Origin of the sequence: Streptomyces sp. NPDC051677 (assembly GCF_044453465.1) — a bacterium.
In the GTDB taxonomy this organism is placed as follows: Bacteria; Actinomycetota; Actinomycetes; order Streptomycetales; family Streptomycetaceae; genus Streptomyces.
Genome location: NZ_JBITCT010000048.1, coordinates 1 through 26862, shown reverse-complemented (window position 1 = coordinate 26862; position 26862 = coordinate 1). Strand labels below are relative to the sequence as shown.

Sequence of the window (26862 nt, the reverse complement as noted above, 5' to 3'; positions counted from 1 at the left end):
CGTCAGGCGAGGGGTACGAGTCCGCTCGTGCCCCTCCTCCTGGAGACGCCGGTGACCGCCGCCGTCAGCAGCACCGCCGCCCCCGTCACCGCGAAGCACACCCCCACCGGCAGCCGCCCGGCCAGCGCGCCCGCGACCGCCGTGCCGACCGTGCTCCCCGCGTTGACGGCCGTGTTGATCCACGCCCCGGCCCGCACCCGGGCTTCCGGTGCGGCGCACTCGTCGGCGATGAGATAGGCCGTGGTGAGCGTCGGCGACACGAAGAACCCGGCGACCGCGACGGCCACGGCGAGCGTGCCGAGCCCCGGTGCCAGCCCCGCGCCGCACAGGGTCACCCCGAGCCCCGCAGTGAGCAGCGGCAGCCGCGCCCCGGCCGGGGCCCGCCATGCGACGGCCCCGTTGAGCAGCCCGCCGACAGCGCTGCCCGCCGACAGCGCGGCCAGCACCCACGCCACACCCGCCCCGCCGGTCGCGGTCCCCTGCCCGTGCCGCTCGGCGAACGCCACGACCAGCAGGTCGACCACGCCCAGCGCGAGCCCCACGCCCGCCATGGCGACGACGGGCCGCCCGAGCCCGCGCAGCCCGCCCCCGCCCCGTCGCCCGGCGGCCTTCCCCGGCCGCACGCCCCGCACCGCGGGCGACGACACGAACCCCGCCGTGCCCCCGGCCATCAGGGCCGCCCCGACGACGATCCCGGCGGCCGGCGGCGCGAAGCCGACGAGCACGCCGACCAGCAACGGGCCCGCGACGAAGAGCAGTTCCTCGGCGACCCCGTCGAGGCTGTAGGCGCGCTGCAACAGCGCGCGATCCGGGGTGAGCCTGCCCCACACGGCCCGCATGGTCGGCCCCAGCGGCGGCACACAGGCGCCGGCCACGGCGGCGAGAGCGCCCAGCACGGGCGCGGACGCGAAGGCGGTGTCCGGGCGCGAGACGGCCGCGGTCAGCAGCCCGAGCGCCGCGAGGTACGCGGCGGCCATCGGCATGAGCGCCCGGCGCGGCCCGTACCGGTCGACGAGGGTCGCCCGCGCGGGCGACAGGAAGACGACGGTCACCCCGAACAGGGCCATCACGGCGCCCGCCACCGTGTACGAGCCCGAGGACCGGGTCACGGCGAGCATCAAGGACAGCGGGACGATCCCGTACGACAGCCGGCCGGTCAGCGCGGCGGCGAAGGTACGGCGGGCGTGCGGAACGCGCAGTACGAGGGCATACGAGGGCCGCACGGCGGGTGAAGCGGACATGAGGAGTTCCTCGACTCATGGCAGGGCGGGAAAGAGGTCGCCGAATCGCCGCGACCGGCGCGGCCGACTGCCGCTCGCCGGTCACGGGCCGAGGCGGGCCCTATGCCAAGAGGAGAAACACGCGGGTGAACGTATCAGCGCGCCCCCGCGCCGCACCACGCGATTTCCCGCCCCTTCAGCCGTGCCCTGCGCACGGGCGCTGGTAGTCGATCCCCGGGAGCCGCAGCCGCCACTGAGCCTCCGTCAGCGGTGCGCCCACCGTCGCGCACACCTGCCGCTCGGCCTGCGCCACGTCCGTGGTCCACACCCGCGCCGTGTAGTGGTCCGCCGTGAGGACCGTGCGTCCGTCCGCGCTGACGGCCGCGTCGTCGAACGTCTCCCCGGGAGAGTCCAGCCGTTCCCGTACGACGGGGTCGGCGCGGCCGGTGTCCCAGAGCAGCGCCGCCCCGTCCTCGCCCGCCGTGAGCAGGGTGTCTCCGTGCCGGGCGAAGGCGAGGGCGGCGAGGTGCCGGGTGTGGCCGAGCAGCGGCCGGGGCCCGCCGGCCGGCCGGTGCCGGGCGTCGTCCGGGTCGAGCCGCCACAGCAGAACGGCCCCGTCCTTGCCGCCGGAGGCGAGCAGCCCGCCCCGCTCGGCGAAGGCGACGTCGGTGACGATCGCCGTGTGGTCCGCCCGCGTCCACAGCGGTCGCGGGGCGCCGCGCCCCCGCGTGGCCCACAGGCGTACGGCGCCTTCGGTCTCGGCCGTCGCCAGGGCCCGTCCGCCGAGCCCGAAGGCGACCGCCTGGACCCCGGCGCCGCCGGCCAGCCGGGCGCGTGCGGTGAGCCGGCCATCGGCGGAGACGTCCCACAGCCGTGCGCCCCGCTCGCGGGCGCCGCTCGCCAGCAGCGTCCCGTCAGGGCTGAAGGCGACGTCGTTCACCGTCGTCCGGTGGAGGCGTTCCTGCCCGAGCCGCCGCAGACGCCCGGGGCGCACGTCCCAGACGGTGACCGTGCCGTCCTCGGCGCCCGTGGCGAGCCGGGCGCCGGAGCGGTCGAAGGCGACGGCCGTGACCCCGGTGCGGTGCGGGAGGCCGGCCAGGAAGCGGGGGCGGGCCGGATCGTGGACGTCCCACAGGGCGGCCGTGCCGTCGAGCGACGCGGTGGCGGCGCGGGCGTGCGCGTCGTCGAGGGCGACGGCGTAGACCTGCTCCGCGTGTCCGATGAGCTGTGGGAGCGGCAGCCGCCACAGGGACGCCGTGCCGCCGCTCGCCGACCCGGCGTACAGCGTGCGGCCGCCGGGTCCCCAGGCCAGGGACTGCAGCGGGGTCGGGTGCGCGAGGGTGGTCAGCACCAACCCGGTCCGGGGATGGCGCAGTTGGAGTCCGCCCGCCTCCCCGGCCACGGCGAGCAGCGAGCCGTCGGGGCTGTAGGCCATCCCGACGGTGTAGCCCTCGGCGCGCTGCGTCGTCCTGACCGGTGCGGCGCAGCGGCCGCCGGCGTCCAGGTCGCACCGCCACACGGCACGGTCGGAGAGCCCGGCGGCGAGGCGCCGCCCGTCGGGGCTGAGGGCGACCTCGGTGACCGAGGGGCCGGTGAAGGACACGGTGTCGACGACGTCGTAGGCGAGGCGGTGCGTGCCGTGCGTCCAGAGGGTGGCGTGCCCGTCCTCACCGCCGGTCGCGAGCCGGGAGCCGTCCCGGCTGAACGAGACCGAGTACAGCGGCCGTTCGGACACGCGGTGGACGGCCGGCCGTCGCGGGTCGGCGAGGTCCCACAGGCGCAGACTCCCGTCCACCCCGGCGACGGCGAGCGTGCGCCCGTCGGGCGCGATCTTCGCGTCACGCGCGCCCCCGTTCGCCCACAGCACCGCGCCGGGCCGGGCGGACCGTCCGTCCACTCGCCAGACCCGGGTCTGCGCCGAGTCCGCCACGACGAGAGTGCGGCCGTCCGCGGCGACGGCGAGCCCCCACACCGCGGGCCGCCCGGGGAGCCGTATCTCGCCCGTCCGTCGCGTCCCCCGCCACAGCCGTACGACGCCCTGCCGGGTGCCGACGGCGGTGAGACCGCCGGGCCCGAAGGCGAACGCCGAGACGCTGACGTCGTTGCCCGGCAGCGGGGTGGGGTGCGGCAGGCCGGTGCTGCTCAGCAGCGCGCCGCGCGCGGCCAATAGGTCCGGCGCCCTGCGGCGGGCGGCGACGGAGAGGGCGGCGGCGAGGAGCGGGTCGGCGGTGCGCAGCGCCCCGACCCGCTCGGTCATGGCGACGGCCTGGGCCTCCCGGGCCTGTCGTGTCGCCCGGTCCCGCTGCTGCTGGGCCTCCCGGCCGTTGAGGACCGCGACCGAGGAGACGACGAGCAGCAGGCCCAGGAGTCCGGCGAGGGCGGCCAGTGCGCGCCGCAGGCGGCGCAGCCCCCGATCGGCCTCCCTGCGACCGGCTGCCAGGAACTCGCGCTCGGCGGGGCCGAGCCGGCGGGGGTGGTCGGCGGCCCACTGCTCCGCGACCGCCAGCACGGCGCCCTGGAACAGCAGTTCGGGTCGCCGGGCGCCGTCGGTCCAGGCGCGGGCGGCCTCGGTGAGCCGCTGGTGGGTGCGCAGCCCGGCCCGGTCGGCGTCGATCCAGCCGGCCAGCCGCGGCCAGGCCCGCAGCAGCGCCTCGTGGGTGATCGCGACGCGGTCGCCGTCCACGGTGAACAGCCGCGCCCGGGTGAACGCCTCAAGGGCCGCCTCCGCCCCGGGAACCAGCCGGTCGCGTTCGACGTGCCGTCTGCTGTCCGCGCCCTCCTCCCCCACCCGCACCAACTGGAGCGTCAGCTGCCGGGCGATCGCCCGCTGTTCGGGGCCGAGGTCGAGGTACGTCCGCTCGGCCGTGGCGGCGACGGCCCCCTGGATGCCGCCGGTCCTGCGGTAGCCGGCCGCGGTCAGCCGCTTGCCGGTGCGCTGCTGCCAGGTGGCCAGGAGCGCGTACGACAGCAGCGGCAGCGTGCCGGGCTCGTAGCCGCGGCCGGCCGGGTCGAGGTCGTGCAGCAGGACGTCGAGGAGGCCGGGTTCGATCTCCAGTCCGGCCAGTTCGGCGGGCCGGGTCACGCACGCGGCGAGTTCGTCCCGGCTCATCGCGCCCAGCGCCATCGGCCGCCGCTGCACCGCGCCGACGAGGGCCGGGTGGGTGAGGCAGTGGTCGAAGAAGTCGGCGCGTAGCGCGATGACGGCGAGCGGCAGCGAGCACAGCGCGTCGATGGCGGCGGCGCGTTCGGCGGGGTCCGCGCAGAGCGTGAACGCCTCCTCGAACTGGTCCACGACCAGCAGCAGCCGCCGTAGGCCGTCCGGTTCTGCCAGTGGTTCGCCCGCCCTGATCCGCCCGGCGAGTTCGCCCTCGTCGGCGTCGAGGTGCGGGGCGAGGGCGCGGGCCAGGGCGTCCACGGGACGGGCGGTGGGCGTCACGACGACGCCGTGCCAGGGGCCGGATCCGCCGGGCGGGCTCGGCAGCGCGCCGTCGGCGACGGCGGGCAGCAGTCCGGCCCGCAGCAGCGAGGACTTGCCCGAGCCGGAGGCCCCGAACACGACCACCGGGCCGGCGCCCTCGCGGACGGCGTCGGCGACCCGGTCCACGAGCGTGGCGGTGGCCCCGGCGCGGCCGAAGAACCAGCGGGCGTCGTCCGGGCCGTAGTACTCGAGGCCGCGGTACGGGCAGGGGGTGGCGCGCTGTCCGGGCTGGGCGCCGGGCGTGGCGCACAGCCGGCGCAGGGCTCCGCCGGTGTCGAGCACGGCGTCGAGTTTCTCGGCGAGCTCGCGGTTCGGGCGCTTACGGCCGTGCTCGATGTTGGAGAGGTGGCTCTTGCTGTAGTTCGCCACCTGCGCGAGCTCGGAGAGTGACAGTCCCTCGGCCTGACGGATCCTGCGCAGCGCCGCCCCGAAGTCCTCCGCCGCGGTTTCCTCATGCATCGCGTTCCCCCAGGTCACCGGCCGTATTCCAACGCGCCCGAAAGGGGGTACGCGCCGGACCTAGCGTGCCGGTTCCGGGGCGGGCAACGTGCTGTCAGCGGGCCGGGATCAGCACTTTGAGTGACGGCACACCGGGTTCCGCAGCCCTTCCATCCGATCGACGAACGGAGGCATTTCCATGCCCGGAAAGATCAGCATCGCCCTGTCCGTGGCCGCCGCGACGGCCGCCCTCGCCTTGGCGGCGCCCGCCGCCCCGGCCCAGCCCCCGGCGCCCGCCGGCGCCCGCGTCTCGTGCCCCGTCACAGGGGGCGAGACGAGTGGCCTGCGCGCCATCAGCGCCCACTTCACCAACCGCTCGGTGACGGTGACGGCGACGGTGGTGGACGACCAGCTCGGCAGCACCCGGGCGCACTTCCGTGCGATCCAGGGCCGGAACGTCGTCGCGGTGGCGCCCTCGCCGTGGGTCGACGACGAGCGCCGGTCGGTGACCATCCCGCTGACGGCCGACCGCGCCGGCGGCGTCACCAAGGTCGAGTACTGGACGGAGTCGACGTCCGCCCTGCGCGACAGCACGCACCGCTTCTGCGCGCGCTGACGTGGCCCGGCGGGGCTCACCCCTCGGTGAGTCCCGCCACCAGTTCGTCGGCCGCGAGGTAGGGGTCCAGTTCGCCGGCGACGATGCGTTCGGCGAGGGTGCTCAGGCGGCGGTCGCCGTGCAGGTCGCCGATGCGTTCGCGCAGGGCGGTGACGGCGATCGTCTCGACCTCGCGGGCGGCGCGGACACGGCGCCGCTCGGTGAGGACGCCGTGCTCCTCCATCCACGCGCGGTGCTTCTCCAGCGCCTCGACGACCTCGTCGACGCCCTCCGCGCGGGCGGCGACCGTCTTCACGATCGGCGGCCGCCAGTCGCCGGGGCCGCGGGCCTCGCCGAGGCCGAGCATGTGGTTCAGTTCGCGGGCGGTGGCGTCGGCGCCGTCCCGGTCGGCCTTGTTGACGACGTAGACGTCGCCGATCTCCAGGATGCCCGCCTTCGCCGCCTGGATGCCGTCGCCCATGCCCGGGGCCAGCAGCACCACGCTGGTGTCGGCCTGGGAGGCGATCTCGACCTCCGACTGGCCGACGCCGACCGTCTCGACCAGGATCACGTCGCAGCCCGCCGCGTCCAGCACGCGGATCGCCTGCGGGGCCGCCCAGGCCAGGCCGCCCAGGTGGCCGCGGGTGGCCATGGAGCGGATGTAGACGCCGGGGTCGGAGGCGTGCTCCGACATGCGCACACGGTCGCCGAGCAGGGCGCCGCCGGAGAACGGCGACGACGGGTCGACGGCCAGGACGCCGACCCGCCTGCCCTGCTTGCGGTAGGCGGTGACGAGCGCCGACGTGGACGTCGACTTGCCGACGCCCGGCGAACCGGTCAGGCCGACCACGTACGCGTTGCCCGTGAGCGGAGCCAGGGCCGCCATGACCTCCCTGAGCTGCGGGGACGCCCCCTCCACCAGGGAGATCAGCCGGGCCACCGCCCGGGGCCGGCCTTCCCTGGCCTGGGCGACCAGCGAGGAGACGTCCTGCATCACAGCTCCGTTCGAGAGAAAACCGGCAGAAACAACCCGGCGGGAACAACCCGGCGGGAAGGACTCAGGCCTTCGGTACCCGCACGATCAGCGCGTCACCCTGACCGCCGCCGCCGCACAGCGCCGCCGCGCCGACGCCGCCGCCCCGCCGCTTGAGCTCCAGGGCCAGGTGCAGCACGAGGCGCGCGCCGGACATGCCGATCGGGTGGCCCAGGGCGATGGCCCCACCGTTCACGTTCACCTTTTCCGTGGACACGCCGAGGTCCTTCATTGACTGCACGGCGACCGCGGCGAAGGCCTCGTTGATCTCGACCAGGTCCAGGTCGGAGACGTCCAGGCCGTCCTTCTTCAGGGCGTGCAGGATGGCGTTGGAGGGCTGCGACTGCAGCGAGTTGTCCGGTCCTGCCACGTTGCCGTGGGCGCCGATCTCGGCGATCCAGGCGAGGCCCAGCTCCTCGGCCTTGGCCTTGCTCATCACGACCACGGCCGCCGCGCCGTCGGAGATCTGCGAGGACGAGCCCGCGGTGATCGTGCCGTCCTTGGTGAACGCCGGGCGGAGCTTGCCCAGGGACTCCGCCGTGGTGTCGGCGCGGATGCCCTCGTCCTTGCTGAAGACGACCGGCTCGCCCTTGCGCTGCGGGATCTCGACCGGGGTGATCTCGGCTTCGAAGACGCCGTTCTTCTGGGCGGCGGCCGCGCGCTGGTGGGACAGGGCGGCGATCTCGTCCTGCTCCGGACGGGCGATGCCCAGACGGGTGTTGTGCTTCTCCGTGGACTCGCCCATGGCGATGTTCTCGAAGGCGTCGGTCAGACCGTCGTACGCCATCGCGTCGAGCATCTCGATCGCGCCGTACTTGAAGCCCTCGCGGGACTTCGGCAGCAGGTGCGGGGCGTTGGTCATGGACTCCTGGCCGCCGGCCACCACGATGTCGAACTCGCCGGCGCGGATCAGCTGGTCGGCGAGCGCGATCGCGTCGAGGCCCGACAGACACACTTTGTTGATCGTGAGCGCCGGGACGTTCATCGGGATGCCGGCCTTGACCGCGGCCTGGCGGGCCGGGATCTGGCCCGCGCCGGCCTGGAGCACCTGGCCCATGATCACGTACTGCACCTGGTCGCCGCCGATCCCCGCACGGTCGACGGCGGCCTTGATCGCGAAGCCGCCGAGGTCGGCTCCGGAGAAGGACTTCAGGGAGCCCAGCAGCCGTCCCATGGGCGTACGCGCGCCCGCGACGATCACCGAGGTCGTGCCGTTGGAACCAGTCGATTCAGTCATGAGCTGCGATTCCCCTTACCGGCCCGCACAGGCCGAGGAGTGAACGAGGGTTTACTTCGAATGTACTGAGTGGCACTCCGTGCCGTCACCCGGCCTTCAGTGTGATCGCGCGCACGTTGCGTAACCACCTCCCGCGCGGTGCACTGACTCCATGCTGACGCGAATCGACCACATCGGTATCGCCTGCCACGACCTCGACGCGACCGTCGAGTTCTATCGGGCGACCTACGGCTTCGAGGTGTTCCACTCCGAGGTCAACGAGGAGCAGGGCGTCCGCGAGGCCATGCTCAAGATCAACGATACGTCCGACGGCGGCGCCTCGTACCTGCAGCTTCTCGAGCCGACGCGGCCGGACTCGACCGTCGCCAAGTGGCTCGACAAGAACGGCGAAGGGGTCCACCACATCGCTTTCGGTACGGCGGATGTGGACGGCGAGGCCGCGGACATCCGCTCCAAGGGCGTACGCGTTCTGTACGAAGAGCCGCGGCGCGGCTCCATGGGGTCACGAATCACTTTTCTGCACCCAAAGGATTGCCACGGAGTACTGACAGAACTGGTCACATCGGCCCCTGTTGAGTCACCTGAGCACTGACCCTCGTACATATGGGCCGGTAGGGTTGGGGGCGGTCGCCGCTCACACCGGGGCGACCCGGTCCTGCCGTACGGCGGCAGGGCGCAGCCGGGGTCCGGGTTTCGGGGGACGAGCGTCGGGGCAGCAGCCCATGCTCCGCCGTTGATCTGACACCATTCCCCGGGAGCCCCGTTCGGCGGATGGACGGAGCTCGTTCGGGAAGCTTGCGACCAGGGACGGATGGGACCGCGCAGTGCGGGGCTACGAGAGCCAGGAGCGGGAGCCGGCGGCTGACGTCGACCACCTGACTCGGTTCGAAGCCGAGATGAAGCGGCTGAAGACCGAGCGGGAAAAGGCGATCCAGCACGCCGAGGACCTCGGCTACCAGGTCGAGGTGCTGCGCGCCAAGTTGCACGAGGCGCGGCGCACCATCATGTCCCGGCCCGCCTTCGACGGCGGCGACATCGGGTACCAGGCCGAGCAGATGCTGCGCAACGCGCAGATGCAGGCCGACCAGCTGCGGCAGGACGCCGAGCGCGAGCTGAGCCAGGCCCGGTCGCAGACGCAGCGGATCCTCCAGGAGCACGCCGAGCAGGCCGCCCGGCTCCAGGCGGAGCTGCACCAGGAGGCGGTCACCCGCCGTCAGCAGCTCGACCAGGAGCTGGCCGAGCGCCGGCAGAACGTCGAATCGCACGTCAACGAGAACGTCGCGTGGGCCGAGCAGTTGCGGGCCCGCACCGAGGCGCAGGCGCGCCGGCTGCTCGACGAGTCGCGCGCCGAGGCCGAGCAGTCCCTGGCGGCCGCGCGCGCCGAGGCCGAGCGGGTCGCCGCGGAGGCCCGCCAGCGGCTCCAGGCCGACGCCGAGGCGACCCGCGCGGAGGCCGAGCAGCTCCTGCTGCGCGCCCGCACGGACGCCGAGCGGATGCTGAACGCCGCCTCCACGCAGGCCCAGGAGGCCAGCGACCACGCCGAGCAGCTGCGCACCTCCACCGTCACGGAGTCCGACGCGGCCCGCCGCCAGGCCGGTGAGCTCAGCCGCGCCGCCGAACAGCGCATGTCCGAGGCCGAGGAGGCGCTGCGCAAGGCGCAGGCCGAGGCCGAGAAGGTGCTCGCCGAGGCCAAGGAGTCCGCGTCGAAGGCCCTCTCCAGCGCGGAGTCGGCCAACGAGCAGCGCACCCGCACGGCGAAGGAGCAGGTCGCCCGGCTGGTCAGCGAGGCCACCAAGGAGGCCGAGACCACCAAGGCGGACGCCGAGCAGGTCGTCGCCGACGCCCGCGCCGAGGCCGAGAAGATCGTCGCGGAGGCCTCCGAGAAGGCCCGCACGCTCACCGCCGAGGAGAGCGCCACCCAGCTGTCGAAGGCGGCGAAGACCGCTGAGGACGTCCTCAACAAGGCGCAGGAGGACGCGCAGAACACCACGAAGGCCGCCGCCGAGGAGGCCGAGCGGATCCGCCGCGAGGCGGAGACCGAGGCGGACCGGCTGCGTGCCGAGGCGCACGACATCGCCGAACAGCTCAAGGGCTCGGCGAAGGACGACACCAAGGAGTACCGCGCCAAGACGGTCGAGCTGCAGGAGGAGGCCCGCCGGCTGCGCGGCGAGGCCGAGCAGCTGCGCGCCGACGCGGTCGCCGAGGGCGAGAAGATCCGCGCGGAGGCCCGCAAGGAGGCCGTCCAGCAGATCGAGGAGGCGGCCAGGACCGCCGAGGAACTGCTGTCCAAGGCGAGGGCCGACGCGGACGAACTGCGCCAGAAGGCCACCTCGGACAGCGAGAAGGTGCGCACCGAGGCCATCGAGCGCGCCACCACGCTGCGCCGCCAGGCCGAGGAGACCCTGGAGCGCACCCGCGCCGAGGCCGAGCGCTCCCGCGAGGAGGCGGTGGAGCTCGCCGAGACCATCACCTCGGGCGCCGAGCGGGCCGCGCAGGAGCTGCGCGAGGAGACCGAACGCGGGGTCGAGGCCCGGCAGGCGGAGGCCGCCGAGGAGCTGACCCGGCTGCAGACGGAGGTCGAGTCCCGGCTCGCCTCCGCCGAACAGGCGCTCACCGACGCCCGGGAGGAGGCCGCGCGGATCCGCCGCGAGGCCGGCGAGGAGACCGACCGGCTGCGCTCGGAGGCCGCCGAGCGGATCCGTACGCTCCAGCAGCAGGCCGCCGACGAAGCCGACCGGCTGCGCAACGAGGCCGCCGCCGACGCGTCCGCCTCGCGCGCCGAGGGCGAGGCCGTCGCCGTCCGGCTGCGATCGGAGGCCGCCGCCGAGGCCGAACGGCTCAAGAGCGAGGCGCAGGACACCGCCGACCGGGTGCGCGCGGAGGCGCAGGCCGCGGCCGAGCGGCTGTCCGCGGAGGCGTCCGAGACGCTGGCCGCCGCCCAGGAGGAGGCGCTCCGGCGCCGGCGCGAGGCCGAGGAACTCCTCGGTTCCGCCCGCCAGGAGGCCGACCAGGAGCGCGAGCGGGCCCGCGAGCAGAGCGAGGAGCTGCTGGCCTCCGCGCGCAGGCGCGTGGAGGAGGCGCAGAGCGAGGCCGTCCGGCTGGTCGAGGAGGCCGACCGGCGCGCCACCGAGATGGTGTCGGGGGCCGAGCAGCACGCGCAGCAGGTACGGGACTCCGTGGCCGGGCTGCACGAGCAGGCGCAGGACGAGATCACCGGGCTGCGCTCGGCCGCCGAGCACGCGGCGGACCGTACCCGGCGTGAGGCCGAGGAGGAGGCGGACCGGGTCCGTTCCGACGCCTACACGGTGCAGGAGCGGGCCTCCGAGGACGCGAACCGGGTCCGGCGGGAGGCGAACGAGGCGGCTCAGGCCGCGCAGGAGCTGGCCGAGCGGACCGTCGGCGAGGCGATCGCGGAGGCGGAGCGGCTGCGCTCGGAGGCGTCCGCGCACGCTCAGCGGGTGCGCACCGAGGCCTCGGACACCATCGCGCAGGCCGAGCAGGACGCCTCGCGCACCCGGGCGGACGCCCGTGACGACGCCAACCGCATCCGCTCGGACGCGGCGACGCAGGCCGACACCCTCATCACCGAGGCGCGCAACGAGGCGGAGCGGCTCCAGACGGAGACCATCGCCGAGGCCGAGCGGCTGCACTCGGAGACGGTCGCGGAGGCCGACCGGCTGCGCGCCGAGTCGGTCGCCAAGGCGGAGAAGCTCATCTCGGACGCCTCCGGGGACGCGGAGCGGCTGCGCGCCGACGCCGCCGAGACGGTGGGTTCCGCGCAGGCGCACGCCGAGCGGGTCCGCGCCGAGGCCGAGCGCGTCAAGACGGAGGCGGCCGCGGAGGCCGACCGGCTGATGAGCGTCGCCCGCGAGGAGGCCGACTCGACGCTGGACGAGGCCCGCAAGGAGGCCAACAAGCGGCGCTCCGAGGCGGCCGAGCAGGTCGACACCCTCATCACGGAGACGGCGGCCGAGGCCGACAAGCTGCTCACCGAGGCGCAGACGCAGGCGCAGAAGACCACCGCGGACGCGGAGGCGCAGGCCGACTCGATGGTCGGCGCGGCCCGCAGCGAGGCCGACCGGGTCGTCTCCGAGGCGACGGTGGAGGGCAACTCGCGGGTGGAGAAGGCCCGTACGGACGCGGACGAGCTGCTCGTCGGCGCCCGCCGGGACGCGACCGCGATAAGGGAGCGGGCCGAGGAGCTGCGCGACCGCATCACCGCCGAGATCGAGTCGCTGCACGAGCGGGCCCGCCGTGAGGCCGCCGAGACGATGAAGTCGACGGGCGACCGCTGTGACGCGCTCATCAAGGCGGCCGAGGAGCAGCTCGCCAAGGCGCAGGCGAAGGCGAAGGAGCTGGTGTCGGACGCCAACTCGGAGGCGGGCAAGGTCCGCATCGCCGCGGTGAAGAAGGCCGAGGGGCTGCTCAAGGAGGCCGAGCAGAAGAAGTCGACGCTCGTCCGGGAGGCCGAGGAGCTCAAGGCCGAGGCGATCCGCGAGGCGCGGCGCACGGTCGAGGAGGGCAAGCGCGAGCTGGAGGTCCTGGTGCGTCGGCGTGAGGACATCAACGCCGAGATCTCCCGTGTCCAGGACGTGCTGGAGGCGTTGGAGTCCTTCGAGGCGCCGGGCGGCGGCAAGGACGGAGGCGTCAAGGCGGGCGCCGCCATCGGGGCGCCTCGATCGGGTGGGAAGTCCTCTGAAGGCTAGCGGAATGTGTGGATTGCGTTAAAGTCTGGGGCCTTTGACCGAATCTTTGGCAAGCGGTCTGCCGCTCAGCCACCCAAAAGGGGTGTCATTCTCCAGATCAAACACGCATACGCTCGATGACACACCGCAAAGGCCCCTAGGATTCCCCCTATCACCTCACCGGTCTCATTCGACAGGAACCCCATGAGCGACACTTCCCCCTACGGCTTCGAGCTTGTGCGGCGTGGGTACGACCGCGCTCAGGTGGACGAACGCATCTCGAAGCTCGTCTCCGACCGTGACAGCGCTCTGGCCCGTATCACTGCTCTGGAAAAGCGCATCGAGGAGCTCCACCTCGAAACGCAGAACGCCCAGGCCCAGGTGAGCGACGCCGAGCCGTCGTACGCCGGTCTCGGCGCGCGTGTCGAGAAGATCCTCCGCCTCGCCGAGGAAGAGGCCAAGGACCTGCGCGAGGAGGCCCGTCGGGCGGCCGAGCAGCACCGTGAGCTCGCCGAGTCGGCGGCCCAGCAGGTTCGCAACGACGCAGAATCGTTCGCTGCGGAGCGCAAGGCCAAGGCCGAGGACGAGGGCGTCCGGATCGTCGAGAAGGCCAAGAGCGACGCGTCGCAGCTGCGTTCCGAGGCGCAGAAGGACGCGCAGTCGAAGCGTGAGGAGGCCGACGCCCTCTTCGAGGAGACCCGTGCGAAGGCCGCGCAGGCCGCTGCCGACTTCGAGACCAACCTCGCCAAGCGCCGCGAGCAGTCGGAGCGCGACCTCGCGTCCCGTCAGCAGAAGGCGGAGAAGCGTCTCGCGGAGATCGAGCACCGCGCGGAGCAGCTGCGCCTGGAGGCCGAGAAGCTGCGCACCGACGCCGAGCGTCGCGCCCGTCAGACCGTCGAGACGGCGCAGCGTCAGGCCGAGGACATCGTGGCCGACGCCAACGCCAAGGCGGACCGCATCCGCTCGGAATCCGAGCGCGAGCTGGCGGCGCTCACCAACCGCCGCGACTCGATCAACGCTCAGCTGACGAACGTCCGCGAGATGCTCGCCACGCTCACGGGCGCCGCGGTGGCCGCGGCCGGCACGCCGTCCACGGACGACGAGCCGATCTCCCGCGGGGTTCCGGCCCAGCAGTCCCGGTAGGTTCCCGATCGAACGCCGAGGCCCGCGTCCCCTTCGGGGGGCGCGGGCTTTCGTCATGTCACAGGCACGGCACGAGAGCGTGCTGCCCGCCGGGCGGCTGCGCGTCCCGCAGAGCGTCGGCGCCCTGCCGGCCCGGTCTGCCGGCGGCCTCGCCGACCGTCTGGGCTGCCGCCCGGTCGCGGTGACCGGGCTGCTGCTGACCGCCCTCGGCACGCTCCCCTGCTGCGGGATCTGCGCGGCCGACCCGGCCCTGATGGTCAGGGGCGTTCCAGGACCTCGCCCCCGAGCACGTCCCGGACGCCGGCAGCACGACCCGGATCCTCCAGCAGCTCGGCACCGCCGTTCTCGCCGCCGCACTGGCCCGGGGCACGGCGAGTGGGCCCTCGCGTACGCCTTCCTCTGGACGACGGCTTTCACCATTCTTGCCACGCTGGTCGGTCTCCGTTTGCCCATACGTGTGGCATCCGCAGACGCCCGCGCCTAGCGTGGTCCGCATGATCGAGCTTGCGGGCCTGACGAAGCGGTACGGCGAGAAAGTGGCGGTGAACAACCTCACCTTCACCGTCAGACCAGGCATCGTCACGGGCTTCCTCGGTCCCAACGGCGCCGGGAAGTCCACCACCATGCGGATGATGCTCGGCCTCGACCGGCCGACCGCCGGGGACGTGCGGATCGACGGTCAGCACTACGACCGGCTCAAGGACCCCGTCAAGTACATCGGCGCGCTGCTGGACGCCAAGGCCATGCACGGCGGGCGCAGCGCGTTCAACCATCTGCTGTGCCTGGCGCAGAGCAACGGCATCCCCAAGAGCCGGGTGCACGAGGTGCTGGACACCGTAGGGCTCACCGCGGTGGCGAAGAAGAAGGCCAAGGGCTTCTCGCTGGGCATGGGGCAGCGGCTCGGCATCGCGGGCGCGCTCCTCGGCGATCCCCGGATCCTGATGTTCGACGAGCCGGTCAACGGGCTCGACCCCGAGGGCATCCACTGGATCCGCAACCTGATGAAGTCCCTCGCGGCGCAGGGGCGGACCGTGTTCGTCTCCTCGCACCTGATGAGCGAGATGGCGCTGACCGCCGACCACCTCGTCGTCATCGGCCAGGGCCGGCTGCTCGCCGACACCTCCATGGCCGACTTCATCGCCCAGAACTCACGGTCGTACGTGCGGATTCGCAGCCCTCAGCGGGAGCGGCTGCTCGATGTGCTGCACGGCGCGGGGATCACGGTCGTGGAGACGGGCAGCGGGGTGCTGGAGGTGGACGGCGGCAAGTCCGAGCGCATCGGGGAGCTGGCCGCGCAGCACCAGATCGTGCTGCACGAGCTGAGCCCCCAACAGGCCTCCCTGGAAGAGGCGTTCATGCAGCTGACCGCGGAGTCGGTGGAGTACCACGCGCACACGGACACGCCCGCGCAGCCACAGCAGCAGCAGTGGGGCGACGACTGGACGAGGAGCTGATGATGGCGGCGACCCAGGTCATCCGGTCCGAATGGACCAAGATCCGGTCGGTGGCCTCCACCGTGTGGCCGCTCTCCCTCGCCGTGATCGTCACCATCGCCCTCGGCATGCTGATCTCGGCGCTGTCGAAGAACGACTTCGACAGCATGAGCCGCAATGACCAGCTCTCCTTCGACCCCACGTTCATCAGCTTCGCCGGGATGAGCCTCGGCCAGCTCGCGATGATCGTGTTCGGGGTGCTCGTCGTGTCGAACGAGTACAGCACCGGCATGATCCGCACCTCGCTGGCCGCGGTGCCGCAGCGCGCCACGTTCCTGTTCAGCAAGATCGCGGTGGCCACCGGGCTGTGTCTCGCCGTCGGGCTCCTCACCAGCTTCGTCACGTTCTTCCTCGGGCAGGCCATGCTCGGCGCCCACAAGGCGGAGATCGGGGACAGCGGAGTCCTGCGGGCGGTCATCGGCGGCGGCCTGTACATGACCCTCATCGCGGTGTTCTCGATGGGCGTGGCCACGATGCTGCGCTCGCCGATGCTGTCGCTGGGCATCCTGATGCCGTTCTTCTTCCTGATCTCCAACATCCTCGGCAACGTCTCCGCGACGAAGAAGATCGGACGGTATCTGCCCGACCAGGCCGGCAGCAAGATCATGCAGGTGGTCACGCCGATCGACGACGACACTCCGTACGGCCCCTGGGGCGGGCTCGCGATCATGGCGCTGTGGGTGGTCGCCGCGCTGGCCGGCGGCTACCTCCTGCTGAAGAAACGCGACGCGTGACGTTCAGGCTTTGCTTTCATTTGAGCGGAACCGTCAGCGCCCCGATATCCTCCTAACCCTTACGGGGGCGTGTGCCCTGCTGTCCTGATCCTTTCGATGGGTGCGGAGCATGATCGAGGCTGTCGGCCTGACCAAGCGGTACGGCGACAAGACCGCTGTGTACAACCTTTCCTTCCAGGTACGGCCGGGCGCCGTCACCGGATTCCTCGGGCCGAACGGCTCGGGCAAGTCGACGACGATGCGGATGATCCTCGGCCTGGACAACCCCACCGCCGGGACGGTGACGATCGGCGGCTACCCGTACCGCAGGCTGCCGAACGCCGCCCGGCAGGTGGGCGCCCTGCTGGACGCCAAGGCCGTGCACGGCGGCCGGCACGCCCGCAACCACCTGCTGAGCCTGGCCCAGCTGTCCGGCATCCCGGCCCGGCGGGTCGACGAGGTGCTCGGCGTGGTCGGCCTCCAGGAGGTGGCCAAAAAGCGCTCCAAGGGCTTCTCCCTGGGCATGGGCCAGCGGCTCGGCATCGCCGCCGCGCTGCTCGGCGACCCCCAGGTGCTGCTCTTCGACGAGCCGGTCAACGGCCTCGACCCCGAGGGCATCCTCTGGGTGCGCAACCTGATGAAGTCCCTCGCTGCGGAGGGCCGCACGGTCTTCGTCTCGTCCCACCTCATGAGCGAGATGGCGCTGACCGCCGACCATCTCATCGTCATCGGGCGCGGACAGCTGCTCTCCGACATGAGCGTGACGGACTTCATCTCGGCCAACTCCGCCGACTTCGCGCGCGTGCGCACCCCGCACACGGAGCCGCAGCTGCGCGAGAAGCTGGCCGCCGCGCTCACCGAGGCGGGCGGCCACGTGCTGCCCGAGCAGGACGGCGCGCTGCGGGTGACGGGACTGCCCCTCCCTCGCATCAGCGACATCGCCCACGACACCGACGTACGCCTGTGGGAGCTGTCGCCGCACCAGGCCTCGCTGGAGGAGGCGTACATGCGGATGACGCAGGGCGCCGTCGACTACCGGTCGACCATCGACCAGAAGGCCGGCCTCCAGCAGCAGCTGCCGCCCGGCGCGCAGCCGCCGATGCAGATGCCGGTGCCCGGCCAGGGCCAGCCCGGCTGGTACGCCCCGCCGCCCCCGCAGCAGCAGGGCTACGCACCCCCGCAGCCGGCCCAGACCTCTCCGCCGGCCCTCTACGGCGCATACGGCGCCCCGAGCGCCCCCACCGCGACTCCCGGCCCAGGCAACCCGAACCCGTACGCCCAGGCCCCCGCCCAGCCGGCCGGCGCCGCCCCGGCCACGCCCGTCGGCCAAGCCCCGGCAGCCGCGCCGGCACCGCAGGCGCAGGCTCAGGCTCAGGCGCAGGGACAGCCGCCGGCTCGTACACCGGCTGCCCCTGCTCCGGCCGTCGCCCCCGCCCCGTCGCTGGACAAGGCGCCCGCCGCCGCTGCCCCCGCCCCCGACGCCCCGATCAAGTCCGAGGACGCCCGATGAGCACCCCGCAGCACCCGTCGCCGCAGGTCGCGCCCGCCTGGCAGGCCGCGCCCGGTCCCTCGTACGGCGCGCCCGGCGCCGCCTACACCTCGCCGATCCCGATCGTGCGCACCCACCTGGGGCACGCCGTCGCCTCGGAGTGGACGAAGATCCGGTCGGTGCGCTCCACGATGTGGACGCTGGGCGTGTTCGTGCTGCTCGTCGTCGGCGTCGGACTGCTGGCCGGAGCGGTGGTGGCCGCGAACGCCTCCGAGAGCGACCTCGAGGGCGACACCGCGCTCTCCTTCGGCTTCTTCGGCATCCTGCTGGGCAGCATGTGCATCATCACGCTCGGCGTGCTGACCACCGCCTCGGAGTACGGCACCGGCATGATCCGCACCACGATGGTGGCCTGCCCGACGCGCGGCCGGGTCCTCGCCGCGAAGGCGGTGGTGTTCTTCGCCGTCGCGTTCGTCGTGACGTTCCTGTCGTCCGGCTTCATCGCGATGGTGCACGTGGCGATGCTGACCGAGGCGCGGCAGCCGACCGGCGGGGAGTGGCTGAAGGCCACCTTCGGCGTGTCCCTCTACATGGCGCTGCTCGGGCTGCTCTCGCTCGCCGTCGGCTCGATCATCCGGCACTCGGCCGGCGCCATCACCATCATGATCGGCGTCCTGCTGGCTCCGCTGGTCATCGCGATCTTCATGTTCTCGTCGTCGCTGCAACGCCTGCAGCAGATCCTCTTCGAGTACTCGATCCCGAACCAGCTGGGCGTCTTCTACTCCAGCTCGCTCAGCGACAGCGGCCCCTCCGGCTGGGACCCGCTGTGGATCGCGCTGGGCACGACGGCCGTCGTCCTGGGCGGCGCCTTCGCCCTGCTGGAGAAGCGGGACGTCTGACCGTCCACCAGGGCCCTGGAGCACCAGAGCCCCTGGAACTGCCCTAGAACCTGGGCGCGTTACGGGACCGCTGCATCCCCGGGGTGCGGCGGTCCCGTGCGTTCCAGCACGCCTTGTGCCAGTGGCGGCGGTCGTCGACCCCCGCGTGCTCGGGCCAGGCGACGACGTGCGGGACACCGTCGGGGATCATCTGGTCGCAGCCGGGGCACCGGTACGTCTTGCCCTGGGCACTCGCGCCCGCCACATGCCGTACGCTCCACTGCTCGCCCTGCCATCTCTCCGCGGACTGCCAGCCGCCGTAACGGCTCTCGCGGTCGTCCTCGGCGCTGCGGCCGGACGAGCCCTCACCCTTGGGTCGGTTGCGACGCGGGGACACAGGACACCTCACGGGGCTATACAGGAAGCAGGTTTGGCGTCCAGCCTACGCGGCGAGCACGCGGGTACCCGTAGGACGGCGAGCCCTACAGGTCCCCCTCGCGGACGCCGCACGAGCCGCACGACGACGCATTCTGCAGACAATCCGCAAATCTCTTCGCCAGGCCGTGTCCTCGGCACGTGTCAGACGGTTATGCCGGGTGGGGGAGCTCCGTGTCGGAGCCAAGGAAGCAGGAAAGTCCATGCGCGTTGGAAGTTTCGTGTTGGGAGCCCAGTTCCCGGGCCAGGGCCAGGGGGAGGCGCTGCACCGCGCGGTCCGCTCGGCCGAGGTGGCCGAGGAGGCGGGTCTCGACTCGGTCTGGCTGGCCGAGCACCACTTCGTGCCGTACGGCACGTGCCCGTCGGCGGTCACGCTCGCCGCTCTGCTGCTGGGCCGCACCCGCCGCATCCGGGTCGGCACGGCGGTCAGCGTGCTGCCCACCGTCCACCCCGTCGCCCTCGGCGAACAGGCCGCGCTGCTGCATCTGACGAGCGGCGGCCGCTTCTCGCTCGGCGTGGGCCGCGGCGGCCCGTGGGTCGACCTGGAGGTGTTCGGATCGGGCCTCGAGGCGTACGAGCAGGGGTTCCCGGAATCACTCGATCTGCTGGTGCGCTGGCTGCGCGAACCCTCGGTGGCGGCGGCCGGCGAGCGCTTCCGCTTCCGCGAAGTGGCCGTCGTACCGCGGCCGTCGGAGGCGCTGACGGAGACGTCGGGCCCGGAGGTCGTCGTCGCGTGCACCTCGCCGGCGAGCGTGCGGCTGGCCGCCGAGCGCGGACTGCCGATGCTGCTGGGCATGCACGTGGGGGACGAGGAGAAGGCCGAGATGGTCGCCCGCTGGGGCCAGTACGCGCGTGCCGCCGGCCGGTCCGAGGACGAGATCCGGGGCGCGGCGCATGTCTCGGCGGGCGTCTGCCAGATCGCGGACCGGCGCACGGACGCGGTGGAGACGCTGGTGAAGGCGATGCCGGGCTGGCTGAAGCAGGGACTCGACGCCCATGTGACGGTGGACGGCCGGGCCCGCAGCATGCGGGACCCGGTGGCGTACACCGAACTCCTCTGCGGGCTGCACCCGGTGGGCACCCCGCGGCTGTGCGTCGACCGCCTCGCGGCGACCAGCGAGCGGACCGGCATCTCGCGCTTCGCCCTCCTCGTCGAGGGCTCCGGCGACCTGGCCGCCACCGAGGAGAACGTACGACGGCTGGGCTCGGAGGTGCTCCCCCACCTCCGGTGAACAGCCCAGCCGACCGCGAAGCCTGCCGCTCCCGTACTGCTGATGGCACCTCCCGCGTCAGGAGCGGCAAGCAAGAGGCTCACACGAGTGCCTCAGCAGTCCCGGAACTCAGGGGACTGGTTCAGCACCTGGCTGCGGACCGAGGTGAAGCGGGCGAGCTTCTCGTCGACAGCCGAGTCCAACGGGAACACCGCCACCCGGTGGCAGTTCTGGAAGGCCAGACGCACACCGAAGTGCCGCTGCAGCGCGCCGCGTATCGCGTCACTCGCGAGCGCGCGCAGCAACTGCCCGCGTGCCTGCTCGTCCGGCGGGGGCGTCTGGTTGTCGGCGAATGCTCCGCCGTCCACCTTCAGCTGGGCCACCAGGGAGCTGACCATCTCCCATGCATAGGGCAGGGAGGTCCGGACGCAGTCGACGAATTCTGCTTCGTCGACCTCGCCTCGCTCGGCCTGTTCGAGTAGGGCCGGTGAGACGTCGAGCGACATGGGTACTCCTCTCGCACCCCCGGAACAACAGGGGTTGCCGGACAGGGAAAGGGAGTTCGCATGCCGAAACACCGCACACGCTGAGTACACGCATCGCGACCTCCCGTTCACTACGGTAGGCAACGGACGGTGACGGCACCAGGAGAATGGGCACATAGGGAACTGCTGGTAGGCACACAATCGGCCACTGTCGAGCAGCCTCGAAACGAGGGGTTACCAGATCAAAAGGGGTGGGCCCGAAGGGGCCTCGGTCAGGGTGGCGGTGGGAGACGGGCGGGCGAATCGCGTGGGCGGCGGGGCGTCGGATAGCGTTGTGCACCATGCGTCTCGTCATCGCCCGGTGCTCCGTGGACTACGCCGGCCGGCTCACCGCCCACCTCCCCTCCGCCCCCCGCCTCATTCTGGTGAAGGCGGACGGCAGCGTCTCCATCCATGCGGACGACCGGGCCTACAAGCCCCTGAACTGGATGTCGCCGCCCTGCACGCTGAAGGAGGACGCGGGAGACTCCGAGGGCGCGGCGAGCGTCTGGACGGTCGTCAACAAGGGCGGGGAGAAGCTCATCATCACGATGGAGGAGATCCTCCACGACTCGTCGCACGAACTCGGCGTCGATCCCGGCCTGATCAAGGACGGCGTGGAAGCACACCTTCAGGAACTGCTCGCGGACCGCATCGAGACCCTCGGCGAGGGCTACACCCTCATCCGCCGCGAGTACATGACCGCCATCGGCCCGGTCGACATCCTGTGCCGGGACGCCGACGGCCAGACCGTCGCGGTGGAGATCAAGCGACGCGGCGAGATCGACGGAGTCGAGCAACTCACGCGCTATCTGGAGCTGTTGAACCGCGACCCGCATCTCGCCCCGGTCCGCGGCGTCTTCGCGGCCCAGGAGATCAAGCCCCAGGCCCGCGTCCTCGCCACGGACCGCGGCATCGGCTGCACGGTCCTCGACTACGACGCGATGCGCGGCATCGAGGACGACAAGCTGCGGCTGTTCTGAGCTCGCGTACGACGACACGAACGGTACGACGACAAGGGCCGGGTTCCTGGGGAAGGAACCCGGCCCCTGTCGTGCGCCCGAGGCTCAGATCACCTGGTCCGGCGAGGCCGACGCGGAGGAACCGGAGGAACCGGAGGAACTGACCGAGCCGGCCGGCGAGGAGGACATCGAGCTGCTGGCCGAGTTCGAGGTCGGCGGGGAGGGTTCGGCCGGGGGCGGGCTGGTGGTGTCGGACTGGGACGCCGAGGGTGAGGGCGACGTGCTCGTACCGCTGCTGGACGACCCGGAGGGCGAAGGCGACCCGGACCCGTGCCCAGGCCCGGAACTCGTGCTCGACGACGGCTGGGCCGGCGTACTCGAAGGCCCCCCGTCCCCCGTCCCGTGCGAGCTGCTCGCCCCCGACGACGGTTCCGCCTCCCCGGTGGGCGTGGGGTCGTCGGACGTGCCCATCGTGCCGTCCGGGCCCGGGTCCGTCGGCCTGCTGGTCGCGTCGCCCGTGTCGGCGGAGCCGCTGCCGTCGCTCGGGGTGTCGGAGTCCAGGCCGCCGTCGCCCACGCCGGTGCTGGCGGAGGGGTTGACGCCGCCCTGACGGGCGGGGTCGTGGGCGTCGTTGTCGGAGGTCGCGCCGAGTGTGACCACGGTGCCGAGGACGGCGACGAGCAGGGCGCCCGCGCCGGCCGCGACGAGGTTGCGCTTGGCCAGGCCCTTCAGGCCGCCGCGGCTGTGCCGGGCCGGCGGTGCGGGCGGTTCGCGGCGGGAGACGAGGGTCTCGGCCTCCGGCGGGAACGTGGGCAGCGCCGCCTGAACGATGCCGCGCGGCGGGGACGCCGACTCCTCGTGGCGGGCGTCGGGCACCTCCTCGGCGGCGGTCGCCGCGGCCAGGCCCGGGACGTCGCCCGAGGCGTCGGCGACCAGGGCGAGGGCGCGGCGGCCGGCGACGGTCCCGCGCTTGTCGGCGATGGTGCCGCGCAGGGCGAGGGAGGCCTCCAGCTCGGAGCGGGACCGGTCGAGTTCGCCGGAGCACAGGGCGAGGATGCCGAGCTCGTGGTGGAAGTAGGCGCGGTCGGCGGACTCGCCGGCGAGCCGGGCGGCCTCGGCGCCCTCGTGCAGGCTGCTCTCCCAGGCGCTCCAGTGCAGGCCCGCGGCGAACGCGGGCGCGGCGGTGCGGGCGAGCTGGACGGCGGTGGCTTCCTCGTCCTCGGCGGGTCGGGTGGTGGCGGGGACGACCGCGGTGAGGGCGGCGAGGACGGCGTCGGCCTCGGCGCAGACCCGCTCGGGGGTGACCGAGGGATGGCCGGCCCACCAGGCGTAGTGCTGGGCCGCGGTGTCGGCGCGGGCCGCGATGTCGTCGGCGTATCCGGCGGCCTCCAGCTGCGCCTGGACGCCGGCGGCGAGCCGGTAGCGGGTGCCGACCGGGGAGACGAGTCCGCAGGCGGTGAGTTCGCCGAGGGCCGCGTCGGCGTGGGTGTCGCCGACGAGGGCGGGCAGGTGGGCCTGGTGCGGGACTTCGCCGCCGAGGGCGACGGCGAAGCGCAGGGTGGCGCGGGCGGAGGCGCTGAGGCGGGCGGCGAGCAGCGGGGCGGGTGCGGCGGCCTCGCCGAGCGAGGGGAGGGATATCTCCTCGGCCTCGCCCGCCCCGGCCACGTCGACGGCGTCGAGGGACGCGGTGAACGGCCGGGCGTCCTCGAACACGCCGAACGCGTCGACGGCGTCGGCGCCGGCCCGCAGCTGGTCGCGCTGCGAGAGGAGGGCGCCGGCCTGGACGAACCGCAGCGGCAGGCCCTCGGACTCGAACCAGAGGTCGCCGGCCCAGTTGGCCTCCTCCTCGGTGAGGACGCGGCCGACGGCGCGCTCGATCACCTCGACGCCGCCCGCGCGGTCCAGTCCGGTGAGGACGACCTCCTCGACGGCGGAGTCGGCGGAGGGCAGCGGGGTGTCCGGGGTCGCGCCGAGCAGGAAGGCGCACTCGGGCGTCGCGTCGAGCAGTCCGTCGAGGGCGGCGCCGCCGAGGGCGAGGTCGTCGACGACGACGACCGCGCCGATCTCGCGGACGAGGGCGCGCAGGTCGTCGTCCTCGGGGCGGTGCCGGGGGGCGTCGTAGACGGCGTGGAACAGGTCGTGCAGCAGCTCGGACGTGGTGCGGCCGAGGCCGGTGAGGCGGACGACGCCGTCGGGGGCGAGGTCCTCGCAGTCCTCGGCGACGAGGTCGAGGAGGCTGGTGCGGCCGGAGCCGGGAGCGCCGGTGAGGCGGACGGAGCGGCCGCGGGCGAGGAGGCGGACCAGCTGTTCGCGTTCGTCCTGGCGGCCGATGAGCGGCCGCGCGGGCCGGGCCGGTCCCGCGGGGGCGGGCGGCCGGGCGGCGCGCTCGGCCTCGGCGCGCTGTTCGGGCGTGCGCTTGGCGGGCCGTTCGGCTCGCTCGGTGGGCGGGCAGAGCTCTATCTCGCTGCCGTCGACCGGGTTGACCGTGAGCAGGTGTGCGCCGGCGACGAGCCGCACCGTGCGGGCCTGGGCCGGCGTGTGCTGGCCGAAGTCGGGTGTGAGGGGGTCCCTGGAGGGGCGCTGGCGCGGCGCTTGGCCGTCGCCTTCGCGGCCGTACTCCTCGGGTCCCCGGGTGTTCGGGTCCATGGGTCAAGCCCCCCAAAAGCGTCGTGTGTGGCGGTAGCCCCTCCCGGCCTTGCTGCACACTGCGCTGTCGCTTCTGGTCCGGTGCCCGCTCGAGGGCTGAGGGCGGCGGGCAGACGAACCGTAAACCTTCGCACAGTATCTACGACAGCCCGGGGTGCCGGGCCGCCCGAAGCGTCACAGTCTTATGAGGATTGCGCCCGTCGCACGTTTCCCGCCGCAGGCCACGCCCCTGATGGGTCACACCCGGGGCAGGGACTCCACGCCGATGCCGCCCTCGATCGCGAGGATCCGGTGCAGCCGGGTGGCCACCAGCAGTCGTTGCATCTGCGGCGGTACGCCACGCAGCACCAGACGTCGGCCGCAGCGGCCGGCCCGGCGGTGGACGCCCATGATGACGCCGAGTCCGGTGGCGTCCCAGGAGTCCAGTTCGGACAGGTCGAGCACCAGGTCGCCGACTCCGTCGTCGACGGCCGTGTGCAGGACCGTACGGGCGTCCGCCGCGCTGACCACGTCGAGGCGGCCCCCGACGACCAGCTCGACGTGGTCGCCCCTGATGTGCATAGCGCTCCCCTAAGCGTGCGTCTCGTGCTCCGCGGTGTGGTGTTCCGGTGGTGCAACCTCTGACTGAACCTCTGACTGCGCGAAGCGGTCGGAGGTTGCCGTCTGTGAGCGAACCGATACCGAATTCACCCGCAGGGGTGAGGCGTATGGGGCCTGTGCGGTTTCGGTGCCTGTAGAAGCCCTGCCCGCTCACGCGTCCGATGTCACCGGCGTCAACCATCCGGCGCAGCCGCTCCGGTTGCCTGTCCGTATGTCTCTCGGCGGGAGATTAGCGGGCGGGGGGCGCTGTGTGACCGGTTAGTAACGCGTTTCACGTCTCAGAGCGTGAGACGCCGGTCACGTCGTCAAATCCTGTCCGATTCACGCCGATTGGCCCTGGAGTGACCAGGTGCCTGCGGCAGTGACGAACGGAACGGAACGTGGCGTCGAGGACGGTCTAGATTGGCCGCATGGTCAATCTGACGCGCATCTACACCAGGACCGGCGACCAGGGCACCACCGCCCTCGGCGACATGAGCCGGGTCGCCAAGACCGACCTCAGGATCGCCGCGTACGCCGACGCCAACGAGGCGAACGCGGCGATCGGCACGGCGCTCGCGCTGGGCGGGCTGGACGAGGAGCTCGTCAAGGTCCTCACCCGCGTCCAGAACGACCTGTTCGACGTGGGCGCGGACCTGTCGACGCCGGTGGTGGAGAACCCCCAGTTCCCTCCTCTGCGGGTGGAGCAGTTCTACGTCGACCGGCTGGAGGCGGACTGCGACCGCTTCAACGAGCAACTGGAGAAGCTGCGCTCGTTCATCCTCCCGGGCGGCACCCCGGGCGCGGCCCTGCTCCACCAGGCCTGCACAGTCGTCCGGCGGGCCGAACGCTCCACCTGGGCCGCGCTGGAGGCGCACGGTGAGGTGATGAACCCGCTCACCGCGACCTACCTCAACCGCCTCTCGGACCTGCTGTTCATCCTGGCCCGCACGGCCAACAGGGCGGTCGGCGACGTGCTCTGGGTGCCGGGCGGGGAGCGCTGACGCGTCGGCTATCGCATCTTGGCCGGTTCCCGCTTCGGTTCCCGCTTCGGGAACAGGGTGTAGCTCCCGGCGATGACGACGTTGATGCCGATGACGAACAGCATCCGCTGCTGCCACGCCCGCAGCGAGTCGGTCTCGCCGTCGCCGCCGACGTACCAGACGGCCGCCTGCAGCAGGGCCGCGGCGACCAGCGCGGCGAGGATCCAGCGGCCCGCGACCTTCCACTCTTGACATCCTCCCCCTCTTAAAAGAGGGGGATTCCAACCCGGTCGGGTTGAGGTTCACGGGCGCTCGAGCGGCTGGTGGCCGTTGTCACCCCTCCGGCACCGGCTGTCCGCCGGGGGCGGGGGATCCCGCCCTGTCCTGCCGCGACGTTGTGGCTTGCGTTGGTGTCCGCGTTGCAGGTGAAACCGCAGGACACGCACTCGAAGTCGGCTTGGCTCTTGCGCGACTTCTTCTCGATCCACCCGCAGGCACTGCACCGCAGAGATGTGTAGGGAGCGGGAACGTCCTCGACCCGGCCGGGGGCCTTGTGCCCGGTGCGCTGCCGGAGCAGGCCCCATCCCTGGGCGAGGATGCCCCGGTTGAGGCCGGACTTCTGCGCCACGTTCTGGCCGGGCTGCTCCACGGTTCCCTTCGCGGAGCGGGTCATGTTCTTGATGTTCAGCTTCTCGAAGCGAATCAGGTCGTAGGTGCGGGCGAGCAAGGTGCTGGTCTTCTCGCACCAATCCTTGCGCCGGTTCGCCTCCCGCGCCTTGAGCCTGGCGACCTTCGCGTGCCCGGCCGCCTTGGCTTCGCTGCCTTTCGGCGCGCGGGCGGCACGCCGCTGGTGCTTGCGGATCTGTGCCCGCTCCTTGACGGTGAGCTGCGGGCAGTTCAGCTTGCGGCCGTCGGAGAGGGCAGCGGTGACGGTGACACCCCGGTCGATGCCGATCACCCCGCCCGTGCCGGGCGACGGCACCGGGTCGGGGATGACGGCGAACGCGATGTGCCACTGCCCGCCCCGGTAGGTGACCCGGAACGTCTTCGCGTCGGGCAGTCGCGCGCCCCTGCCCTTGGCGCTGAGGCGGAAGCGGACCCAGCCGCAGCCGGGCACCTT

21 protein-coding genes and 1 pseudogene are annotated in these 26862 nt (G+C 72.8%); 11 read left to right on the top strand and 11 right to left on the bottom strand.

Annotated features, from left to right (window positions below; translation table 11 throughout):
* Window positions 1–2 precede the first annotated feature (2 nt).
* The gene (locus ACIBAF_RS39270; RefSeq protein ID WP_399469856.1) at window positions 3–1241 is read right to left on the bottom strand and encodes an MFS transporter; all 1239 of its coding nucleotides are present in this window, start codon (window positions 1239–1241) and stop codon (window positions 3–5) included.
* A 175-nt stretch (window positions 1242–1416) separates the two neighbouring features.
* Entirely contained in the window at window positions 1417–5157 is a 3741-nt protein-coding gene (locus ACIBAF_RS39265) for a helix-turn-helix domain-containing protein (RefSeq protein ID WP_399469854.1), read from the bottom strand.
* Window positions 5158–5335: 178 nt separating this feature from the next.
* On the opposite strand from ACIBAF_RS39265, the gene ACIBAF_RS39260 reads away from it, so the two are divergent.
* The gene (locus ACIBAF_RS39260; protein ID WP_399469852.1) at window positions 5336–5752 is read left to right on the top strand and encodes a hypothetical protein; all 417 of its coding nucleotides are present in this window, start codon (window positions 5336–5338) and stop codon (window positions 5750–5752) included.
* A gap of 16 nt (window positions 5753–5768) precedes the next feature.
* On the opposite strand, the gene meaB is transcribed toward ACIBAF_RS39260, so the two are convergent.
* Window positions 5769–6725 carry a methylmalonyl Co-A mutase-associated GTPase MeaB gene (meaB, locus tag ACIBAF_RS39255; protein ID WP_399469850.1) on the bottom strand — a complete coding sequence of 319 codons (957 nt, stop codon included), beginning with the start codon at window positions 6723–6725 and terminating at the stop codon, window positions 5769–5771.
* A 64-nt stretch (window positions 6726–6789) separates the two neighbouring features.
* Entirely contained in the window at window positions 6790–8001 is a 1212-nt protein-coding gene (locus ACIBAF_RS39250) for an acetyl-CoA C-acetyltransferase (RefSeq protein ID WP_399469848.1), read from the bottom strand.
* A gap of 151 nt (window positions 8002–8152) precedes the next feature.
* On the opposite strand from ACIBAF_RS39250, the gene mce reads away from it, so the two are divergent.
* From mce to ACIBAF_RS39235, 3 genes are all read left to right on the top strand, one after another.
* Complete coding sequence (gene mce / locus ACIBAF_RS39245) at window positions 8153–8593, top strand: methylmalonyl-CoA epimerase (protein ID WP_319675716.1); 441 nt, start codon at window positions 8153–8155, stop codon at window positions 8591–8593.
* A gap of 232 nt (window positions 8594–8825) precedes the next feature.
* Window positions 8826–12707: a polarized growth protein Scy gene (scy, locus tag ACIBAF_RS39240; RefSeq protein WP_399469845.1), complete on the top strand. Its 3882-nt coding sequence runs from the start codon at window positions 8826–8828 to the stop codon at window positions 12705–12707.
* A 183-nt stretch (window positions 12708–12890) separates the two neighbouring features.
* Entirely contained in the window at window positions 12891–13829 is a 939-nt protein-coding gene (locus ACIBAF_RS39235) for a cellulose-binding protein (protein ID WP_079659495.1), read from the top strand.
* A 58-nt stretch (window positions 13830–13887) separates the two neighbouring features.
* Here the strand turns inward: ACIBAF_RS39235 and ACIBAF_RS39230 are convergent, their stop codons facing one another.
* Window positions 13888–14139: a hypothetical protein gene (locus ACIBAF_RS39230; protein ID WP_399469843.1), complete on the bottom strand. Its 252-nt coding sequence runs from the start codon at window positions 14137–14139 to the stop codon at window positions 13888–13890.
* A 184-nt stretch (window positions 14140–14323) separates the two neighbouring features.
* On the opposite strand from ACIBAF_RS39230, the gene ACIBAF_RS39225 reads away from it, so the two are divergent.
* The 4 genes from ACIBAF_RS39225 (at window position 14324) to ACIBAF_RS39210 (ending at window position 18423) form a co-directional block, all read left to right on the top strand.
* The gene (locus ACIBAF_RS39225) at window positions 14324–15283 is read left to right on the top strand and encodes an ABC transporter ATP-binding protein (protein ID WP_399469841.1); all 960 of its coding nucleotides are present in this window, start codon (window positions 14324–14326) and stop codon (window positions 15281–15283) included.
* Between the two features lie 2 nt (window positions 15284–15285).
* A complete protein-coding gene (locus tag ACIBAF_RS39220; RefSeq protein ID WP_399469917.1) occupies window positions 15286–16056 on the top strand; it encodes an ABC transporter permease in 771 nt (256 codons plus the stop codon).
* 109 nt (window positions 16057–16165) lie between these two features.
* Window positions 16166–17545: an ATP-binding cassette domain-containing protein gene (locus ACIBAF_RS39215; protein WP_399469839.1), complete on the top strand. Its 1380-nt coding sequence runs from the start codon at window positions 16166–16168 to the stop codon at window positions 17543–17545.
* Complete coding sequence (locus ACIBAF_RS39210) at window positions 17542–18423, top strand: ABC transporter permease subunit (protein ID WP_399469837.1); 882 nt, start codon at window positions 17542–17544, stop codon at window positions 18421–18423. The genes ACIBAF_RS39215 and ACIBAF_RS39210 overlap by 4 nt, the downstream gene beginning before the upstream one ends.
* Window positions 18424–18466: 43 nt before the next feature.
* Here ACIBAF_RS39210 and ACIBAF_RS39205 read toward each other — a convergent pair whose 3' ends face one another.
* Window positions 18467–18799, bottom strand: a complete 333-nt coding sequence (locus ACIBAF_RS39205; RefSeq protein WP_399469835.1) for an ATP/GTP-binding protein — start codon at window positions 18797–18799, stop codon at window positions 18467–18469.
* A gap of 241 nt (window positions 18800–19040) precedes the next feature.
* Here ACIBAF_RS39205 and ACIBAF_RS39200 point away from each other — a divergent pair, with 241 nt between their 5' ends.
* Window positions 19041–20069, top strand: coding sequence for an LLM class flavin-dependent oxidoreductase (locus ACIBAF_RS39200; RefSeq protein WP_399469833.1), 1029 nt, complete (start codon window positions 19041–19043; stop codon window positions 20067–20069).
* Window positions 20070–20161: 92 nt separating this feature from the next.
* On the opposite strand, the gene ACIBAF_RS39195 is transcribed toward ACIBAF_RS39200, so the two are convergent.
* The gene (locus tag ACIBAF_RS39195; protein ID WP_079659502.1) at window positions 20162–20554 is read right to left on the bottom strand and encodes an SCO5389 family protein; all 393 of its coding nucleotides are present in this window, start codon (window positions 20552–20554) and stop codon (window positions 20162–20164) included.
* Between the two features lie 320 nt (window positions 20555–20874).
* Here ACIBAF_RS39195 and nucS point away from each other — a divergent pair, with 320 nt between their 5' ends.
* A complete protein-coding gene (nucS, locus tag ACIBAF_RS39190; RefSeq protein ID WP_399469830.1) occupies window positions 20875–21555 on the top strand; it encodes an endonuclease NucS in 681 nt (226 codons plus the stop codon).
* A gap of 84 nt (window positions 21556–21639) precedes the next feature.
* Here the strand turns inward: nucS and ACIBAF_RS39185 are convergent, their stop codons facing one another.
* Window positions 21640–24180, bottom strand: coding sequence for an ATP-binding protein (locus tag ACIBAF_RS39185; protein ID WP_399469828.1), 2541 nt, complete (start codon window positions 24178–24180; stop codon window positions 21640–21642).
* A 237-nt stretch (window positions 24181–24417) separates the two neighbouring features.
* The gene (locus ACIBAF_RS39180; RefSeq protein WP_079659504.1) at window positions 24418–24741 is read right to left on the bottom strand and encodes an STAS domain-containing protein; all 324 of its coding nucleotides are present in this window, start codon (window positions 24739–24741) and stop codon (window positions 24418–24420) included.
* A 449-nt stretch (window positions 24742–25190) separates the two neighbouring features.
* Between ACIBAF_RS39180 and ACIBAF_RS39175 the strand changes: the two genes are divergently transcribed.
* On the top strand, window positions 25191–25763 hold the full coding sequence (locus ACIBAF_RS39175) for a cob(I)yrinic acid a,c-diamide adenosyltransferase (protein WP_399469826.1): 573 nt from the start codon (window positions 25191–25193) through the stop codon (window positions 25761–25763).
* A gap of 8 nt (window positions 25764–25771) precedes the next feature.
* On the opposite strand, the pseudogene ACIBAF_RS39170 reads toward ACIBAF_RS39175, so the two are convergent.
* Together ACIBAF_RS39170 and ACIBAF_RS39165 are read right to left on the bottom strand one after the other, a co-directional pair.
* Window positions 25772–25990: pseudogene (locus tag ACIBAF_RS39170) on the bottom strand (hypothetical protein); the annotation flags it as partial.
* 17 nt (window positions 25991–26007) lie between these two features.
* Window positions 26008–26862: RNA-guided endonuclease InsQ/TnpB family protein (locus ACIBAF_RS39165; RefSeq protein ID WP_399469824.1), on the bottom strand; the 855-nt coding region annotated here is incomplete at its 5' end.

What these genes read in the sequence shown, in the direction of transcription:
- ACIBAF_RS39270 (WP_399469856.1), bottom strand. Translation starts at nt 1,241, where the DNA reads ATGTCCGCTTCACCCGCCGTGCGGCCCTCGTATGCCCTCGTACTGCGC.
- ACIBAF_RS39265 (WP_399469854.1), bottom strand. Translation starts at nt 5,157, where the DNA reads ATGCATGAGGAAACCGCGGCGGAGGACTTCGGGGCGGCGCTGCGCAGG.
- ACIBAF_RS39260 (WP_399469852.1), top strand. Translation starts at nt 5,336, where the DNA reads ATGCCCGGAAAGATCAGCATCGCCCTGTCCGTGGCCGCCGCGACGGCC.
- meaB (WP_399469850.1), bottom strand. Translation starts at nt 6,725, where the DNA reads ATGCAGGACGTCTCCTCGCTGGTCGCCCAGGCCAGGGAAGGCCGGCCC.
- ACIBAF_RS39250 (WP_399469848.1), bottom strand. Translation starts at nt 8,001, where the DNA reads ATGACTGAATCGACTGGTTCCAACGGCACGACCTCGGTGATCGTCGCG.
- mce (WP_319675716.1), top strand. Translation starts at nt 8,153, where the DNA reads ATGCTGACGCGAATCGACCACATCGGTATCGCCTGCCACGACCTCGAC.
- ACIBAF_RS39235 (WP_079659495.1), top strand. Translation starts at nt 12,891, where the DNA reads ATGAGCGACACTTCCCCCTACGGCTTCGAGCTTGTGCGGCGTGGGTAC.
- ACIBAF_RS39225 (WP_399469841.1), top strand. Translation starts at nt 14,324, where the DNA reads ATGATCGAGCTTGCGGGCCTGACGAAGCGGTACGGCGAGAAAGTGGCG.
- ACIBAF_RS39220 (WP_399469917.1), top strand. Translation starts at nt 15,286, where the DNA reads ATGGCGGCGACCCAGGTCATCCGGTCCGAATGGACCAAGATCCGGTCG.
- ACIBAF_RS39215 (WP_399469839.1), top strand. Translation starts at nt 16,166, where the DNA reads ATGATCGAGGCTGTCGGCCTGACCAAGCGGTACGGCGACAAGACCGCT.
- ACIBAF_RS39210 (WP_399469837.1), top strand. Translation starts at nt 17,542, where the DNA reads ATGAGCACCCCGCAGCACCCGTCGCCGCAGGTCGCGCCCGCCTGGCAG.
- ACIBAF_RS39200 (WP_399469833.1), top strand. Translation starts at nt 19,041, where the DNA reads ATGCGCGTTGGAAGTTTCGTGTTGGGAGCCCAGTTCCCGGGCCAGGGC.
- ACIBAF_RS39195 (WP_079659502.1), bottom strand. Translation starts at nt 20,554, where the DNA reads ATGTCGCTCGACGTCTCACCGGCCCTACTCGAACAGGCCGAGCGAGGC.
- nucS (WP_399469830.1), top strand. Translation starts at nt 20,875, where the DNA reads ATGCGTCTCGTCATCGCCCGGTGCTCCGTGGACTACGCCGGCCGGCTC.
- ACIBAF_RS39185 (WP_399469828.1), bottom strand. Translation starts at nt 24,180, where the DNA reads ATGGACCCGAACACCCGGGGACCCGAGGAGTACGGCCGCGAAGGCGAC.
- ACIBAF_RS39180 (WP_079659504.1), bottom strand. Translation starts at nt 24,741, where the DNA reads ATGCACATCAGGGGCGACCACGTCGAGCTGGTCGTCGGGGGCCGCCTC.
- ACIBAF_RS39175 (WP_399469826.1), top strand. Translation starts at nt 25,191, where the DNA reads ATGGTCAATCTGACGCGCATCTACACCAGGACCGGCGACCAGGGCACC.